This window comes from Herpetosiphon geysericola (assembly GCF_001306135.1).
Classification (GTDB): domain Bacteria; phylum Chloroflexota; class Chloroflexia; order Chloroflexales; family Herpetosiphonaceae; genus Herpetosiphon; species Herpetosiphon geysericola.
Genome location: NZ_LGKP01000031.1, coordinates 1 through 17,697 on the forward strand (window position 1 = coordinate 1; position 17,697 = coordinate 17,697).

Annotated in this window: 11 protein-coding genes and 1 other RNA gene; 9 read left to right on the top strand and 3 right to left on the bottom strand. The window is 42.6% G+C overall.

Features of this window, described 5'->3' with window-relative positions; genetic code table 11:
• Nucleotides 1-117 precede the first annotated feature (117 nt).
• Nucleotides 118-476, bottom strand: a transfer-messenger RNA (tmRNA) gene (gene ssrA, locus SE18_RS26930).
• A gap of 720 nt (nucleotides 477-1,196) precedes the next feature.
• On the opposite strand from ssrA, the gene SE18_RS19655 reads away from it, so the two are divergent.
• A complete protein-coding gene (locus SE18_RS19655) occupies nucleotides 1,197-1,496 on the top strand; it encodes a hypothetical protein (RefSeq protein ID WP_054536177.1) in 300 nt (99 codons plus the stop codon).
• Here the strand turns inward: SE18_RS19655 and SE18_RS19660 are convergent.
• Entirely contained in the window at nucleotides 1,436-1,981 is a 546-nt protein-coding gene (locus SE18_RS19660; protein WP_054536178.1) for an NUDIX hydrolase, read from the bottom strand. The genes SE18_RS19655 and SE18_RS19660 overlap by 61 nt on opposite strands.
• A 116-nt stretch (nucleotides 1,982-2,097) precedes the next feature.
• Here SE18_RS19660 and SE18_RS19665 point away from each other — a divergent pair, with 116 nt between their 5' ends.
• From SE18_RS19665 to SE18_RS19700, 8 genes are all read left to right on the top strand, one after another.
• Nucleotides 2,098-3,276 (top strand): DegT/DnrJ/EryC1/StrS family aminotransferase, encoded by a 1,179-nt coding sequence (locus SE18_RS19665; RefSeq protein WP_054536179.1) that lies wholly within the window; start codon nucleotides 2,098-2,100, stop codon nucleotides 3,274-3,276.
• 124 nt (nucleotides 3,277-3,400) lie between these two features.
• Nucleotides 3,401-4,906 carry an SDR family oxidoreductase gene (locus SE18_RS19670; RefSeq protein ID WP_152976696.1) on the top strand — a complete coding sequence of 502 codons (1,506 nt, stop codon included), beginning with the start codon at nucleotides 3,401-3,403 and terminating at the stop codon, nucleotides 4,904-4,906.
• Nucleotides 4,873-5,889: a nucleotidyltransferase domain-containing protein gene (locus SE18_RS19675; protein ID WP_054536180.1), complete on the top strand. Its 1,017-nt coding sequence runs from the start codon at nucleotides 4,873-4,875 to the stop codon at nucleotides 5,887-5,889. Before SE18_RS19670 ends, SE18_RS19675 begins: the two co-directional genes overlap by 34 nt.
• Before the next feature lie 305 nt (nucleotides 5,890-6,194).
• Nucleotides 6,195-7,733 carry a DNA cytosine methyltransferase gene (locus tag SE18_RS19680; RefSeq protein ID WP_054536181.1) on the top strand — a complete coding sequence of 513 codons (1,539 nt, stop codon included), beginning with the start codon at nucleotides 6,195-6,197 and terminating at the stop codon, nucleotides 7,731-7,733.
• Nucleotides 7,734-7,864: 131 nt separating this feature from the next.
• Complete coding sequence (locus tag SE18_RS19685) at nucleotides 7,865-9,340, top strand: ATP-binding protein (RefSeq protein WP_054536182.1); 1,476 nt, start codon at nucleotides 7,865-7,867, stop codon at nucleotides 9,338-9,340.
• Nucleotides 9,340-12,054: a Z1 domain-containing protein gene (locus tag SE18_RS19690; RefSeq protein WP_054536183.1), complete on the top strand. Its 2,715-nt coding sequence runs from the start codon at nucleotides 9,340-9,342 to the stop codon at nucleotides 12,052-12,054. The genes SE18_RS19685 and SE18_RS19690 overlap by 1 nt, the downstream gene beginning before the upstream one ends.
• Nucleotides 12,038-13,012 carry a PD-(D/E)XK motif protein gene (locus SE18_RS19695; RefSeq protein ID WP_054536184.1) on the top strand — a complete coding sequence of 325 codons (975 nt, stop codon included), beginning with the start codon at nucleotides 12,038-12,040 and terminating at the stop codon, nucleotides 13,010-13,012. Before SE18_RS19690 ends, SE18_RS19695 begins: the two co-directional genes overlap by 17 nt.
• 2 nt (nucleotides 13,013-13,014) lie before the next feature.
• Nucleotides 13,015-15,084 carry an AIPR family protein gene (locus SE18_RS19700; protein WP_054536185.1) on the top strand — a complete coding sequence of 690 codons (2,070 nt, stop codon included), beginning with the start codon at nucleotides 13,015-13,017 and terminating at the stop codon, nucleotides 15,082-15,084.
• A 61-nt stretch (nucleotides 15,085-15,145) separates the two neighbouring features.
• Here SE18_RS19700 and SE18_RS19705 read toward each other — a convergent pair whose 3' ends face one another.
• Nucleotides 15,146-17,662, bottom strand: coding sequence for a heavy metal translocating P-type ATPase (locus tag SE18_RS19705; protein ID WP_054536186.1), 2,517 nt, complete (start codon nucleotides 17,660-17,662; stop codon nucleotides 15,146-15,148).
• Nucleotides 17,663-17,697: the final 35 nt, after the last annotated feature.

A 17,697-nucleotide genomic window follows, 5' to 3' on the forward strand; every position in this document is an offset into this window, starting at 1 on the left:
GCTGTTGTAGCTCAGTCATGGTATAGATTGTCTCCGTCTGGACTATCAATTGATAGGCCGCCACTCTCGTCTCGGATAGTATGCCAGATCGGCGTTGTGAGCGCCGATCCAGCGAAGTGGTGGAGATGGCGGGAATCGAACCCGCGTCCAAAAAGTTAAACCGCAAGCATCTACAAGCGTAGTCTATTGATTAAATCTTATCGTAGCACCACCCGATAGACAAAGCGGGCCACGACCAGCCTGTTAATCTTAGCCCCTAGCCCACAGACATAACTAGGGGAGCGACCCGACTAAATGTCGCCGCTACAAGCCCATCGGGCTGAGGCTAGTAGAGGCGTGTTGCCTTAATTAGGCAGCAAGCGCTACAGGAGCGCGGAAAGTGTTTTTGCCAGTTAATGGCGTTGCCGATTTAACGAGGCTCAGCGTCTCGGCTTGCCACTTACGATCGGCCCTTCCTGTCGAAACCAAGCATCCCCAGGTAGTAAGGCCCTCGTTCGAGGTCTTTGCATTATAGCATATTCACCGCCATACTTTATAAGACTTTTGTTGGAATTCGGGCAAAGAACATAGAGCAAAGAACATAGAGCATAGGGTTCAGGGTTCAGCGACTGAAACCACGAAGAGCACGAATAACGAGGGTTCAGGGTTCAGCGCGCGAAGCGCACGAAGAGTACGAAGACCGAGGGATCAGGGATCAGGGTTCAGCAATTAGCAAGCAAATCAAATAAGGTTAAGCTATCACAACAACAATCCACAGCGCAAATATTTGGGGTGCAGGGGCTGAAAACCCCTGCGTCTCCCTCCGGCGGAGGGACGGAAGGGTGGCGAAACGATGTTTGAGGATCGGTTGCTGGGCGTCGGGGATCAGGAACCGCGAAGAACGCGAAGAACGCGAAGAGAATGAGGCTCTAGGCTAGAGGCGTTTGGCTAGCGGAACATCATTGGAGTTGGCAACAGATGGTTGGCGTAGCACGGGATACCGATCCCCAGCCGCTGACCCCCAATCCCCATACTCAGACTTTTGATGGAATCTTAAAGGGCGTTGCTGGCCTTGATTATAACCAAGGCTAGGCTTTTAGGGCTTTGGGAACAAACAAAGCCCATGATCCGTTTGATGGATACTTGGATCCAGGCCTGCGAGGCCCAAAACGCTTTATGGTATGATGCGACACAATTACGCAATGAGGGTTCCGGTTATGACAATAGTAGATGCTCCTCCTCCGAATACGGCGCGGGTTTTGCTTGATGGCGATTTGTTGGTCAACAAAATCAAAGTGCCAGTGCTCATCTCCGCAGGCAATCATCGCTTGGTTGTGTTGCAATCGCAAGCACTCTACGACATTAAAGTTGGCGATAGCGGCATGTTGGTCAGCGAAGCTCGCGGCCAGCAAGAAGTGCTGATTAGCGATATTGATCGGTTGGCCATGGTGATGCGTTACGAATTATCAACCCCAGCTCCTAGCGACGATGATTTTGTGCTGCCATCGCCAGAATAAAATTGGCGAATCGTGGTCGTTGGTGGCTGAATTAGCTCATTGGCAATAATCTGGCGTGGACATGCCCGCCAATTGTGCTGAGAATCGCTCGGCAACATCGAGCGTAGCCATTGGGGATACAACTCAGCCAAATCGCTATCGAGGCTGAGCCAATCGGCGTAAATTGTTGGTTCCTCGCGAGAGCGCACCACAACCATGGGATCTTGCAAGTGCGCTCGGTAATAAAACACAATTTCGTGTTTGGGCTTGGGCTTTTTGCGCCCAGCCATAAACATGCCCTCGGCAATATACACTAGCCGCTCAAGCTGAATTGCCACGCCAAATTCTTCTGCAAACTCACGCACGACACATGCTTCGGTCGTCTCACCCACTTCGAGGTGACCACCTGGTAAGGCACAATAGCTGCTGCCTTGCTGCTCTGAGCGATGCACCAGCACTTGTTGATTGCGGATAATAATCGCCGCGACGCGCACAAAAAACTTCATTCGACAACCCTCCATAACGAAAGCACTAATCGTTGCCCGAAACTCAAAGGGGATAGCCAGCATTTGATCGTCTATGCTATCCTTAAGTGAATCATACCTAGGAAAGAGTGTCGTTTATGGCTGATTTACGTCCTGCAATTCTTGGCGGTACGCCTTTGGCAACGTCGCCAATTCGCTTAGTTCGTCCTGTTTTGCCTGAGTTTGCAACCTTAGCCCCTGAAGTTGAGCAAACTTTAATCAGCGGCATGGTCACCAAGGGCCAGCATTTGGCTGCCTTTGAACAAGCCGTTGCCGACCACCTTGGGGTTGCCCATGCAATTGCGGTTTCAAGTTGTACAACTGGTTTGGCCTTAACCTACCGCGCCTTGGGCTTAAACGGGCCAGTAATCGTGCCAAGTTTTACCTTTATGGCAACAGTCAGCGCCTTGATTTGGGCTGGGGCAACACCACGCTTCGTCGACATTGACCCTGCTACGACCAATATCGATGTCAAGGCAGTGCGGGCAGCGCTCACGCCAGAAGTTCAGGCAATCGTTGCAGTCCACAATTTTGGCAATCCTGCGGCAATTGCCGAGCTTGAAGCGCTAGCTAATGAGGCAGGCATTCCCTTAATTTTCGATGCAGCCCATGGCTTTGGGGCGCAATACAACGGCCAACCTGTCGGCGGATTTGGCACCGCTGAATGTTTTAGCCTTAGCCCAACCAAGCTCTTGATTGCTGGCGAGGGCGGGATTGTCGCCACCAACAACGACGAATTGGCCCACAAAATTCGTACAGGCCGTGAGTATGGTAACGATGGTAAGTATGGCAGCGATTGGGCTGGGCTGAATGCTCGCATGGCCGAGTATAACGCCATTTTGGGCCGCCATAGCCTTGATCAACTAGAGCAAGCAGCCCGCCAGCGCAGCCAATATGCGGCCTTATATTGGGCAGCATTGTTTGCCACACCTGGGATTGGTTTTCAAGCAGTGCGCCCAAGCGACCGCTGTGCCTACAAAGATTATTCAATCACTATCGACGAAACCTACTTTGGCTTGAGCCGCGACATGCTGCGCCAAGCGCTGGCTGCCGAAGGGATTGAAACCCGCGCCTACTACGATCCGCCAGTTCATCGCCATGCAGCCTATGCCCAATTTGCCCCAGTCGAGGGCAGCCTACCCAAAACTAATTGGCTGGTCAAGGCTAGTTTAAGCTTGCCAATGCACTCAGAAATGGAGTTCGACACAATCGAAACCGTCTGCAATGCGATCAAGCTGATTTGTGCCTATGGCGAGGAAATCGCAGCCAGCCAATAAAGCTGAAGTTATAACGCAGAGGCGCAGAGAGTCTTTAAACTTTTAGCATTAAAACTCTGCGCCTCTGCGTTAAACAAACCTGCTTCAAGGCTATCGTTGTGGCAACTAGGAAAGGAGCACTGCCTTGAAATTTTCACGCGCAATTGCAACAAGGCTGTTGGTCGATGCAATCTTGATTAATAGTGGTTTGCTCTTGGCCTTTGTGGTGCGCTATATCACAATTGTGTTGCACGAGCCACATTTAGCCGAACGCTTGATTTTGGATTATCGCAACCAATTTTTGAGCACCAGCTGGCTATTGACCAGCCTTGGTTTGGGCTTGCTGTGGATGTTTGGGGTCTATCACCACGTGCGCAGCTATGCTCGGCGCTTCAAAATCATCACCTTGCTGCAAGCCACCACCCTAGCCCACCTTGCCTATGGATTCAGCTTTTTCTTTCTGCGCTTCTTACCGTTTGTGCCGCGTGGGGTGGTGGTGCTAAGTTGGGTTTTTAGCTCGGGGTTAATAATTGGCATTCGAATTGCGCGCAATGTTGTGCTTGCCGTCGATGCCTTGGAACGCCAAATGCCCAAAGCTGATCAGCCGATTAAGCATGTGCTGGTGATTGGCGGGGCGGGTTATATTGGCTCGTTAGTGCTGCGCCGCTTGCTCAATCAAGGCTATCATGTGCGCTTGGTTGACTCGCTGATGTATGGCGATGGCGCAATTCGCGAGCTGTACAACCACCCGCAATTTGAGTTTGTGCATGGCGATATGCGCCACATCGAAACCGTGGTGCGCTCGCTGGTTGGCATGGATGCGGTGATTCATCTTGGGGCGATTGTTGGCGACCCAGCCTGTGCGATTGATGCAGATTTCAGCACCGAAATTAACTTGATTGCCACCCGCATGTTGGCCGAAGCCTGCAAAGGCTATGGCATTCGGCGCTTTATTTTTGCCTCGACCTGTAGCGTCTATGGCGCCTCTGATGAATTGCTCGACGAACGGTCGGCGCTCAATCCGGTTTCGCTCTACGCCCAAACTAAAATCGACTCCGAGACGATTTTGCTAGGTTTGGCCGATCAGCAATTTGCGCCAACGATTCTGCGTTTTTCAACGATTTATGGCTTGTCGCCACGGCCACGCTTTGATTTAGTGGTCAATTTGCTCACCGCCAAAGCTGTACGCGAAGGCAAAATCACGGTCTTTGGCGGCGATCAATGGCGGCCATTTGTCCATGCAGATGATGCCGCCCGCGCGGTCGTAATGAGCTTAAACGCACCGCTGGCATCAGTGCGCGGCGAGATTTTCAATGTTGGCTCGGATGCTCAAAACTATACGATCAGCGCAATCGGCGAATTAATTGGCCAATTGATTCCTGAGGCTGAGTTGGTGTTGCAAGGCAGCGATGTTGATAAACGTAATTATCGCGTTTCATTCGCCAAAATTGCTAAAGTGCTTAATTTCAGCCCGCAGTACACAGTTGAAGATGGCGTGCGCGAGATCGAAGCAGCTTTGCGCAAAGGCACAATTGGCGATTATTACGACCCAGCCTATAACAACCATAAATTCTTGACCAACGTTGATAACGCGCCATTGCTGCGCTTGGAAACGCCGTGGGTCAACCAGCGCGAATCAATCAAGCAATGAGCAAACCAGCATTGGCGTTGTTGATGGCGGTCTGGTCAAGCCAACCACAGCCAGATTTAGCCAAACTATGCGCTGCCTGCGACCCCAACGATTGGCGAGCGCTGGCGCAATTAGCTGATTATCATGAAGTTGAGGGCTTGCTCTGGTTTGGCTTACGCCAACAAGCCTTGCCAGCTGCCTTGGCTGAGCATTGGCGCGAACGCTATTATCTCGCTGCTTTGCGCAACGATTTGCGCTTAGAAGAATTTCAGCGCATTCAACAACTGCTCAAGGCTGAATCAATCGAGGTGGCGTTGCTCAAAGGTATGGCCTTCGCTCCAACGATCTATCGCTCGCTTGGCCAACGCCAAATGGGCGATATTGATCTGTTGCTTCGGCGCGATGATTTGCAACGGGCTTGCGCGGTGTTGTTTGCTGCTGGCTACGGCCTCAGCAATTACAGCATCAACACATGGCAACAACAGCGGCGCAGTGGTGGCGAAGTGCGCTTACAAACTGCGAGCGGCGCGACGTTGGAACTACATTGGTGGCTATTTGCTGGGCATTGGTCGCGCTGGGCTGGATTACAGGCCTATCCGGCGTGGCAGATTGAGCAGATCCAATATCAATCCTTTGATTTGCCTGTGTTGGAGCCGATCAGCCAACTGCTGCATACCGCCCATCACTTGGTCGTTGGTAATCAATTTGGCGCTGGCATTGGCCGCATGCTGGCGGATATCGATCGCTTGATTGCAAACTATGCTTTCGATTGGCAACAGGTTTGGCACGAAGCTCAACGTTGGAGCTTAGCACATATGCTTTGGGGCGTTTTGCGCCTAGTTGAGCAGTGGTTTAATTCAGCAATTGAATGGCATTGGCAACCACAGACTTGGCGTAAACTGGCTTTAGAAACATTGTTGCCAAGCCAAAAACTGTTGGGTGGCGCAGATCCACGCTTGCGGCCTTGGTGGCGCTACGCCATTTTGGCCTGCGCTTGGGGCTAATGTATAGCATAAATCCATACTATGTTAATATAATTACTCCTTCTAAAGTACCAAGGTTTGTATTAAATACTCTTGCTACGATAATCTAATTTAGATGTCTTAAGAGCGCTGGTTAGATTATTTATTCAGTATCAAATTAATGGTATGATAAAATAAAACATGATATCCCTACCCATGATTATAGCCACTATATGTTATGACAGTCTAAACTCTTGTTGTATTGCTCAGCATAGTATAGACATTATGGTCTCAACATGTACCATCTGTTTTCGCTGTAGAACAGAAAATCATAGGAATTCCTTAAAGTGAAAACTAATAGTATCCATCCTGTTATCGATTTATTTGCAGGCCCGGGTGGATTAGGTGAAGGATTCGCCTCTCTTCATCATCCAACGCTGCCTAATAACTATGCTTTTAAAACAGCAATCTCTATTGAAAAAGATGTATCTTCACATCAAACACTCAAATTACGTCATTTTTACAGAGAGTTTCAATCAAATGCTGTTCCTGATGATTATTATCGGTACCTTGAAAATAAGATTACGCTTGAAGAGCTATATAAACGCCATCCCATAGAATCAGATCATGCAGATCATACAGCATGGTTATGTACACTAGGTGAAACACCTCATGAAGATGTAAAAAAAAGGATTATTGAAGCACTTAATAATCAGAAAAAGTGGGTACTTGTTGGAGGTCCACCATGTCAGGCTTATTCACTGGTAGGCCGCTCACGGATGAAAGGTCAAGAAAATTTTGAGAATGACCCGCGGCATTTTCTTTATAGAGAGTATTTACGCATATTAATCGATCATAAACCGCCTATCTTTGTTATGGAAAATGTGAAAGGGCTAATTTCCTCAAAAATCCAAGGCCGATATGTTATCAATGATATCTTGCGAGACCTAAGTAATCCTGCATCAATTATTGATTCTAAATCATCTGATCTAGAATATAAACTTTATTCCTTATCGCAACCAGGTATTATGAATTCAACTGGTGATCCTAGTGATTTTGTAGTTAAAGCTGAAGAATATGGTATTCCACAGGCCCGACATAGAATTTTCATTCTAGGTATTCGCAGCGATATTGATATCGTTCCTAAGATATTAGAGAAAGTGAATTTACGTAGCACCGTAAGTGATGCGATTGGTGATTTACCAAAAATTCGTAGCGGATTATCGAAGGGATTAGATAATAATTCTACATGGTTAGAAACCTTAAAAGAGGTGACACAACAATCATGGTTCAAACGTGAAAAAGAAAATGGCTTGGCAAGTTTAGCAGAGCATATAGAAATAGTTCTCGAGTCGATTGAAGAACATATGCTGGAGAAAGATTCTAGTACCTATTTACAACCAGATCATTTTATGCAGTGGTTTCATGATGAACGGTTAAAGATTTTACTTTCACATGAAGCGCGATCTCATATGAAAAGTGACTTACAAAGGTATCTTTTTTCATCTATTTTTGCCCAAGTTTATGATATATCGCCTAAATTATCTAATTTCCCCAAAGAGCTATTGCCAGCACATAAAAATATTACTGAGGGAATTTCTGGAAAAAAATTTTCAGATCGCTTTCGTGTTCAATTATCCAATACACCGTCGACAACTATTACATCCCATATATCAAAGGATGGACATTACTATATTCATTATGATCCAAGTCAGTGTCGTAGTTTGACGGTTAGGGAAGCAGCTAGATTGCAAACATTTCCTGATAACTACAAATTTGAAGGAAATCGAACGTCACAATATCATCAAGTTGGAAATGCTGTTCCACCACTCTTAGCCAATAAGATCGCATCAATCGTATTCGATATATTAGAAAGAATGGAGTAAATATTATAGTTTAGGATAGATTAGGATTCCTAAGAAGGAAGTGATTTTGCAAGTTAATTTAATAACCCAAAAGATCTGTTGTTATGGTTCAGATATTTTTTAATCAATGAACGATTAGAAAGGATTCTTGAATGCAAGAGAAGATATTATCACCTCATGCCGCATCTTTGAGTCAGTCAATGCGTGATTTAGGATACTCGCTAGAAACCGCAATTGCTGACCTTATTGATAATAGTATAACTGCAGGAGCAAGTAATATTCGGATATTCCTAGATATGGATGATACTAACGATCCTTGTTTAGTTATCATTGATGATGGCTCAGGAATGAATGAGAACGAATTGTTTGAAGCTATGCGTCCAGGCTCAAGAAATCCGCGTGATAAGCGAGCTAAAGATGATCTAGGGCGATTCGGTCTTGGCCTCAAAACAGCTTCTTTCTCTCAATGCAAATCGCTCACTGTAGTTAGCCGCAAAGACCAGAATACATTTGCCGCTCGCTGGGATCTTGATCTAATCGCGGATCGGAATGAGTGGATTGTCACAATCCCAAGTATTGAAGATATTCTCATTGCTCCTTATATTAAAACTTTAGGTTTTCAAGGAACATATATCTTATGGCAAAAACTAGATCGATTTCTAGAAAATAGTATCAATGAGAGTAGTAAAATCAATTCTTATGACAAATTATCTGTGGTTGAGAAACATTTGGCATTAGTTTTTCATAGGTATATAAGTGGTGATTATAAAAGACATAAGATCAATATTGAAATTAATGGACATACTATTATAGCTTTTGATCCATTCTGTATTTCTAACAAAGCAACTCAACTATTACAAGAAGAAATCGTAAGAATTAATGGAAACGAAATTAAGATTCAACCTTATATTTTACCACATCACAGTAAACTATCAAAAAAAGAGTATGATTTTTATCGATCACGTGGTGATTTTGTAACTAATCAAGGAGCATATATATATAGAAATGGTAGATTAATGGCTTGGGGTGATTGGTTTAGATTAGTCCCGAAAAGTGAGGCAACAAAATTAGCACGAATTCAAATTGATTTTACAAATGTTCTCGACGAATATTGGACAATTGATATTAAGAAATCTCGTGCACATCCTCCACCTCAGGTTCGAGAAAAACTAAAGCAGATTATTAATCGAATTACCGATCAAAGCAAACGGATTCATATTGGTAGAGGGAATCGTTTATTTGATAAACAATCACAGCCGTTATGGGTTCGCTTTAGTGATAGAGATAAAATCCGTTATGAAGTTAATAAAGAACATGTTCTTATAAATGCTTTTCTCAATAGAATTGATCCAGATAATGCATCAATACTTAGAGATGTTATTTCTTTAATCGAACGTTCTATACCACTTGAAGCCATATATGCCGACTATTCTTCTGTTCCACAATCATTTGAGGAAAAAGAGCCAATTCAATATGAGGATTTGAAAAGCCAAATAATGCATTTCCATATTCTACTCACTTCTGATTTCTCAATGGATAAGGAGAATTTCAAAAAAACAATTTTCAGCATGAAACAATTTAATGAGAATCGAGAATTGACACAAAAGATAATTGAGGAGTTACTATAATGACAGATTCAGTAAAAATTAAAGAGGCCGAAAAGTTTTTATCTCAAATTATTCTTTCACGTGGCAGTAATCTATCTAGTCAAGATATTATTACAATCGTCGAACAGTTTCGTCCTGTATTTCAAGATAACTACTATCAATTTAAATCAGAGGATTTTAATACACTTATTAGATCGCTAGAAACCCAATATTTTACAACTATGGGAGCAGGTGTATCTCTTATCGATCTTGATATACCTCATGATGAGGAATGGTATCTTAAGCGTCAAATTAGTTGGGATTATGCAGAAGACTATGAGAAATATCTTATTACGCAAGGTTGGCCAACTCGAGTGATTGGCTCAATGGGTTCTGTTACTAACCGAATTCTTGGTCTTCTACAAGACCCGCATAAAGATGGAGATTGGGAGCGAAGAGGATTAGTGATTGGTCATGTTCAATCAGGAAAGACCTCAAATTACATTGGGTTGATTTCAAAGGCTGCTGATGCTGGCTACAAATTTATAATTGTTATTGCTGGAATTCATAATAATCTTAGAACACAAACTCAAGAGCGTATTGATGTAGGATTTATAGGTCGAGATAGTAGGAATAATAATCGCATTGGAGTAGGTCAGTTACGACCTAATCGTTCTATGCCTGTAACTGTTACTACAACTGAAAGCGATTTTAATAAAGCTCTTGCAAATAGATTCGGCATGGAATTAAAATCCCTTAATAATACATTTATACTCGTTATTAAAAAGAACGTAAGTACACTTGGTAGTCTCTACAATTGGTTAAAGGAATTGAATGTACGTCAAGGTATAGAGAAAATCTCTGATATTCCGATGTTATTAATTGATGATGAGGCTGATAATGCTTCTATCAATACTAATAAACCAGAACTAGATCCAACGAGAACAAATAAAGAGATTCGCAGAATACTTAATTTATTCAAAAAACGTTGTTATATAGGCTATACAGCTACTCCATTTGCCAATGTATTTATTAGTCCGGATAATAAAGATGATATGCTTGGTAATGATTTATTTCCAGCACATTTTATTCACTGCTTAGATGCACCAACAAATTATTTTGGATCTGAAAAGATATTTTCTGGTAATGAATCAATCGATAACATTCTTATTAGAAAAATAGATGATGCAGATAAACATATCTCTATAGGACACAAGAAAGATGATTCAATTCATTCTCTTCCAGAAAGCCTAAAAAAGGCAATAAATTGCTTTATCCTTAGTAGAACAATTCGTAATATAAGAGGTGATAAAAATAAACATTGCTCAATGATGGTTAATATTTCCCGTTTTGTATCTATACAACGAGAATTCAAGTATCTTATTACAGAATATATTGAACAAGTAAAAAATGCAATACGTTTTAATTACAAATTACCAATTGAAAAGGCTTTAAAAGATGAACTTATACAACAAATATTTAAAACCTTTCAAGAAGAATATATTGATTGCGAAACAGAATGGATGGATATATTAGACGAATTGAATGAGGCAGCAAGTCTAATCAAAATCTTGTTAGTTAATAGCAAATCTGATGAAGCACTCAATTATACAACTTATACAACTCAGGGGGATGGGCTTACCGTAATTGTAATTGGTGGTTTAAGCCTATCACGTGGCCTTACAATTGAAGGATTGACAATCAGTTACATTTATCGTAACTCAAAGATGTATGATACGCTGATGCAAATGGGGAGATGGTTTGGCTATCGTGATGGATATGAAGATATATGTCGTATTTACATGTCAGATATTTCGTATGGCTGGTATTGTCATATTAGTGAGGCGACAGAAGAACTTCGGATGCAAGTAAAACGAATGAGTCGTGAACAGAAAAAACCAAGTGATTTCGGACTATATGTCAGAGCGCATCCAGATACATTAATTGTTACAGCACTAAATAAAATGCGTTATGCGGAAAATCGTTCATTCCATATTAGCTATGATGGTAAGCTTATGGAGACCCATATACTACCTGCATCTATTGATAAAAATGAAAGTAATAGATCCTTTTTTAAATCTTTTTTTGATATATTAAGCCAGTCAAGCGCCCCTTATGTTGATGCAACTAACTCGCTTTTATTTAAGAATATAAATTGGGAAGATATTCAAAATTTCATTTTTAGATTTCGATTTCATAACGATTTATCTGATTTGCAAGAAAATATTCCGAAATTTATCAAGGAAATTTCGGATATATATCCTTACTGGGACGTAGCATTCAGATCGTTGTCAGGAAAAGAACCTGAAATAGGTTATATGATCGCAGCGCAGGAAAGAGATATAGGTCATGATACTTCTGGACAACCAAGAAAACCTAGCTCAGAGAATGGTTGGTATACAGGAAATAAAAATAGATTTTCAGGTAATAGTATGTTTAAAATAGGACTAGATGATAATCAAATTATGAGAGCACAAGGATTAGCAGCTGAGGCATCAAGGAAAAATCCTATCTTTAGTGATTATACAAATGTACGCGGTAAACCTTTGTTACTTTTACATCTTCTAAATTTAATTGATAGAAAAAAAGATGATCAAGTTATCCAATCATTGGTTCCAGCTATTAGTCTAAGCTTTCCAAATTCAAACGATGTTCGAACAATAAGGTATGTAGTAAACTCAGTATGGCTCAAACAATTCGAAGAGAATCAATATGATTCTTCTAGTGAGGAAGATGACTATGACATTAATATTTGACCCTTGGGCTGATATGACTCCAGCTCCCAAAAGACAGCTCGTTCGTCGTCGTGTTAAAATTGAGGTTGATTTTGCATTATTCTGGATACAAGATCATGAAGGTCGACCTGGTTTATTAATTGAAATTTCAAAGCTTGTTCCTAATATTTCACTGCAAGAGGCAAAAATAAATATCCGAGATATTTCAGTGGATGTATTTGAATTCAATGATGATAATATAAGAGCATTAGTAGTAAAACTTGAACATCGACAAAATCAAGATGTTTTTCTGAAATTATGTCTTGATCTTATTGAAAATATAAAAACCTATCACGATAAATATGATATATTTTATACTGTCTGTAAAAGATTAAAGAAATGGCAGTCATTATTTTCTAGTGGATTAAAAAATCTTCTTTCAAAAAATGAAATGCAAGGATTATACGCTGAATTATATTTTATTGCTAATATGCTTGAAAATAATCTATTAGATGAAAATATATTGATCCAAGGATGGAAAGGTCCAGAAAAAAAGCATCAGGATTTTATTCTTAATGATAGTGCAATCGAAATTAAATCACTGGCAGGAGATCAGCGGGATAAAGTACGCATTACATCTGAAGATCAACTCTATACACATTTAGAACATTTGTATTTACAAGTTTATTTTTTATCAGAGACACAAAATAATGGTGAGAGCCTTAATACAATTACGAAGAGGATTATTAGTAATCTACGTAAGATTGAAATTATAAATTTATTTGAACTCAAATTAGGAATTGCAGGCTATATTGATATTTCAGACTATGATTTACCTTTATTTAAAGTAAAAGATCATTATATGTATATTATTAAGGATGATTTTCCTAGAATTACAAGAAATTTTTTACCTGAAGGAATCGAATCTGTTACTTATGAACTTGTATTATCAAGTATTGAGAGATTCAGGACTAATAAATTAAACATAATGGAGCAATAATCATGGCATCTTTATCAATGGAAGAATTTTTACATAATTTCCGCCAAGAAATTCTAGCTAATGCAGAAGCAAATATGGATTTCTTGGAAGTTGAATTTACTCAGAACATTGCGGATGAGCTTATCGATTCAGGAATTATTGATGGATTTGAACTAGGTCATCATCGCCTAGCAAGTGGTGGAATGAGAGTCGATGGATATTGGTTTAACGATAACTCCCTTGACTTATTTATTTCAGACTTTGCTAATCGAGAAACGCTACAGTCACTAGCACGAGCAGAGATCTCACTTATTTTCAAACGCCTAGAAAACTTTTTTACTGCAAGTGCTGAGAAAAATCTGTATCTTAACCTAGAAGAGACTTCTCATGGTTATGACCTTGCTCGTAATATAGCTGAGAGGTGCGGCTCTTTTTCTAAAGTAAATTTCTTTCTGTTTTCTGAGCGTATACTAAGTACACAGGTGAAAGAACTTGAAGATAAACAATATAATTCGTGGAATTTCTCTTATAATATTTGGGATATCTCTCGCTTACACCGATTACAAACTTCACGAGGCGCTCGTGAAGAATTAGAGATAAACTTTGCTGAAATGATTGATCCAGGACTACCATGTCTTCCAGCACATCTGGATTCAGCAACATATAAATCATATTTAGTTGTAATGCCAGCCAAAATATTGGCTGATTTATATGGAAAATATGGTTCTAGATTATTGGAACAAAATGTTCGTAGCTTCCTTCAAGTAAGAGGAAATGTTAATAAAGGTATTCGTGTTACTATCATGAAAAATCCTGAAATGTTTTTTGCCTACAATAATGGTATTACTGCAACAGCTAGACATATTGAAATAGTAAAAACATCTAATGGATTTGCTATAGCATCACTTAAGGATTTACAAATTGTTAATGGAGGACAGACTACTGCATCGCTATTTCATACTAATCGTAAAGATAAGGCACCGCTTGAAAATATTTTTGTACAGATGAAACTGTCAGTTATTGATGAAGAAAAAAGTGAAGACATTATTCCTCAAATCTCTGAGTATGCTAACACTCAAAATAAGGTTAACGCAGCAGACTTCTTCTCAAATCATCCATTTCATATACGTATGGAAGAATTCTCACGCCGGATATGGGTTCCTGCTCAACAAGGCTCACAGCGTGAGACAAAATGGTTTTATGAAAGGGCACGTGGACAATATACCGATGCTCAAGCAAAACTCACCCCTACTCAGAAAAAACGTTTTGAGGCAGAGTATCCTAAAACACAGATGTTTACCAAAACAGATCTTGCTAAGTTTGAAAATGTATGGGAGGGGTATCCAATTTCTGTCAATCAAGGTGCCCAAAAAAATTTTGGGCACTATGTAGGACGTATTGGACAAGAATGGGACAAAAATGCAGATCAATTTAACGAATTCTTCTTCAAGCGTGCAATAGCCCGAGCAATCATTTTTCGTAGAACAGAAAAAATAGTTTCAGCTCAGTTTTGGTACAACGGTGGTTATCGAGCAAATGTCGTAGCCTACACTATTGCAATGATATCTAAAATATGCTCTCGTCAGAGAAAATCTTTTGATTTTCTCAAGGTATGGCATAATCAAGATATTAGTCAAGCCACGATACAAGCAATAGAGATCACTGCAAAACTTGTATATGATCATATTATGCATCCTACGGGTACTATTTCTAATATTAGTGAGTGGTGTAAAAAAGAAGCTTGTTGGGTAACTTTACAGGAAAAACTATATACTTTAGAAGAACTTCTTCCTGAATCTTTTTTTGAAGATTTAGCTTTTACAGATCAATTGGAAAATGAAGCAAGATCTTCAGCAAAAACCCAAAAAATGCTGAATGGAATTGAGGCACAGAAAATAGTAGTTGGAATTCCTGGTGAAACATGGGCATATATCCTTGCAGAGGGTCGAGAAAAAGGACTCTTCTCAGTAAAGGAGCAAGGAATACTTCAGGTCGCAGCGCGACTACCTCAAAAGATTCCTTCAGAAAAACAATCTTTAATTTTAATTGATATACTTGAAAAAGCAAAACTAGAAGCAATTTATCAAAAATAACCCGAACGCAAAGAAGCAAGCAATGGTGCTAGATTAATTAATTCAGCACCATTGTTGTTGATTAGGCGCGAGCTGGTTGGAGCGGCTCGTTGGTTGAGCTTGGCTGAGCATTCGGCAAGGTGGCTGCTCGTTTCAAACGCAGCGAATTGGTAATCACAAACACCGATGAGAAGGCCATCGCGCCAGCGGCCAAGAGCGGCGAAAGTTGCCAGCCAGTCAGGTTGTAGAACACACCAGCAGCAATTGGAATCCCAATCACGTTGTAGATAAAGGCCCAGAACAGATTCCAGCGAATCGTGGTCATGGTGCGGCGCGAAAGCTCAATTGCTTGGGCCACGCCCACCAAATCGCCACGCAGCAAGGTAATATCGCTGGCTTCAATCGCCACATCGGTGCCAGTGCCAATCGCCACCCCAACATCTGCTTGAGCCAAGGCTGGCGCATCGTTGACCCCATCGCCAACCATCGCCACCAAGCCGCCTTCTGCTTGCAATTGCTTGATTTTGGCGGCTTTGTCTGCTGGCAGCACATCGGCAATTACATGTTCAACCCCAGCTTCGCGGCCAATCGCTTCGGCGGTACGTTGATTGTCGCCAGTCAACATCACAACTTTCAAGCCCAAATTGCGCAATTGTTTGATCGCCGCAGGCGAAGAAGCTTTGATCGTATCAGCAACCGCCAACACGCCAGCAAGCTGTTGATCAACCACTACGACCATTGCGGTTTTGCCTTCGGATTGCCATTGATCGATTGTCGATTGAAGAGCACTCAAATCGTAGCCTTGCTCGCGAACCAAGCGCGGGCTGCCAATCACAACCTTTTGTTGATTGACCTCGGCTTCAATACCACCACCAACAATTGCCTTGAAGTTTGTAGCTTGGCCAAGGGTTGCGCCACGAGCAGTTGCGCCTTGGACAATCGCCTTGCCCAGCGGGTGCTCAGAGCCACGTTCGGCAGTGGCAGCAAGGCTCAGCAAATTGGCTTCATCAGCCAAGGCCAAAATATTGGTCAAGGTTGGCTTGCCTTCGGTAATCGTGCCAGTTTTATCGAGCACAATCGTTTGCAAACGCACAGCACGCTCTAGGCTCTCAGCATTTTTAATCAAAATACCATGTTGCGCGCCAACCCCAGTGCCAACCATAATTGCAGTTGGCGTGGCCAAGCCCAACGCACATGGGCAAGCAATCACCAACACGGCGACAGCAAAGATCAGCGATTGGGTGAAGCCAACGCCGCCAACCCAATACCACAGGCCAAAGGTCAGCAAGGCAATCACAATTACAATCGGCACAAACACGCCCGAAATTTGGTCGGCCAAGCGTTGAATTGGCGCTTTGGAGCCTTGGGCAGCTTTGACTAAGTTAACAATTTGAGCTAAAGCGCTGGCCTTGCCAACCGCTGTCGCGCGTAATTGAAAACTGCCAGCATTGTTCAGCGTCGCGCCAAACACGCTATCGCCAACCCGCTTTTCAACTGGCAACGATTCGCCAGTCAGCATCGATTCGTCAACTGCCGATTGGCCCATGGTCACAACACCATCAACTGGAATTTTCTCGCCAGGCCGCACCACCACAATCTCACCAGCCCGTACCTCGGCTACTGCCAACTCAACCTCAACCCCGCCACGTAAAACCCGAGCAGTCGGCGGTTGCAGATTGATCAAGGCGCGAATTGCTGATGAAGTGGCGCTTTTGGCTTTGGCTTCGAGATATTTACCAACCAAAATCAAAGCCACAATCATCGCGGCGGTTTCAAAGTAGACATGGCCGCTGAGCTTGAACAGCAAGACCGCCAAGCTAAAGCCATAGGCCGTGAGCGAGCCAAGTGCAATCAGCGTATCCATGTTGGCGCTGCCATGCTTGAGGTTAACCCACGCCCCGCGCAGGAAATCGCGGCCACTGTAAAAGACAACTGGAGTTGCCATCAAGCCAAATAGCCATGGCCAGAGATTGTAGAACGCTGGCATATGGTGGCCCATATCGCCCATATCGCGAGCGCTGCCCAGCCAAATTGGGCTAATCAGGCTAAAGTCATGCATCATTGAGAGAATCATCAATGGCACACCCAGCACAAGCGCCACAACCAGATTGGTGCGTTTGCGCTTGAGTTCAGCTTGGCGAGCTTGGGTTTCGCTATCTTCAGCGTCCTCATCCTCGCCAGTATCGATAACGCCATAGCCTGCTTTGCTAATTGCTGCTTTAATTTGCTCAAGGCTCGCCTGATCAGGCAGATAGCGGATACTTGCGCTTTCGGTTGCCAAATTGACCGTTGCATCCAATACGCCATCGACTTTGCGGGCAGCTTTTTCTACCCGCGTCACACAAGCGGCGCAGGTCATGCCAGTGATTGGCAAGGTGCGTTCGGCGGTAATAACGCCATAGCCGCCTTTTTCAACCGCTGCAATTAAGCTGGTTGGCGTAACCGCTGTAGGATCAAAGGCGACGGTCGCTGATTCGCTAGCTAAATTGACGCTAGCCTCAGCAACGCCGCTTACTTTTTTCAAATTGCGTTCGACGCGAGTTACACAAGCGGCACAGGTCATACCGGTCACTGGCAACGTAAGGGTCTTCGTATCCATAACTATACCTTCAGATCTGGCGCAATAAGTGGGAT

Bases quoted from the DNA above. Each gene is read 5' to 3' on its own strand.
- SE18_RS19655 (WP_054536177.1), top strand. From the start codon at position 1,197: ATGACAATAGTAGATGCTCCTCCTCCGAATACGGCGCGGGTTTTGCTT.
- SE18_RS19660 (WP_054536178.1), bottom strand. From the start codon at position 1,981: ATGAAGTTTTTTGTGCGCGTCGCGGCGATTATTATCCGCAATCAACAA.
- SE18_RS19665 (WP_054536179.1), top strand. From the start codon at position 2,098: ATGGCTGATTTACGTCCTGCAATTCTTGGCGGTACGCCTTTGGCAACG.
- SE18_RS19685 (WP_054536182.1), top strand. From the start codon at position 7,865: ATGCAAGAGAAGATATTATCACCTCATGCCGCATCTTTGAGTCAGTCA.
- SE18_RS19690 (WP_054536183.1), top strand. From the start codon at position 9,340: ATGACAGATTCAGTAAAAATTAAAGAGGCCGAAAAGTTTTTATCTCAA.
- SE18_RS19695 (WP_054536184.1), top strand. From the start codon at position 12,038: ATGACATTAATATTTGACCCTTGGGCTGATATGACTCCAGCTCCCAAA.
- SE18_RS19700 (WP_054536185.1), top strand. From the start codon at position 13,015: ATGGCATCTTTATCAATGGAAGAATTTTTACATAATTTCCGCCAAGAA.
- SE18_RS19705 (WP_054536186.1), bottom strand. From the start codon at position 17,662: ATGGATACGAAGACCCTTACGTTGCCAGTGACCGGTATGACCTGTGCC.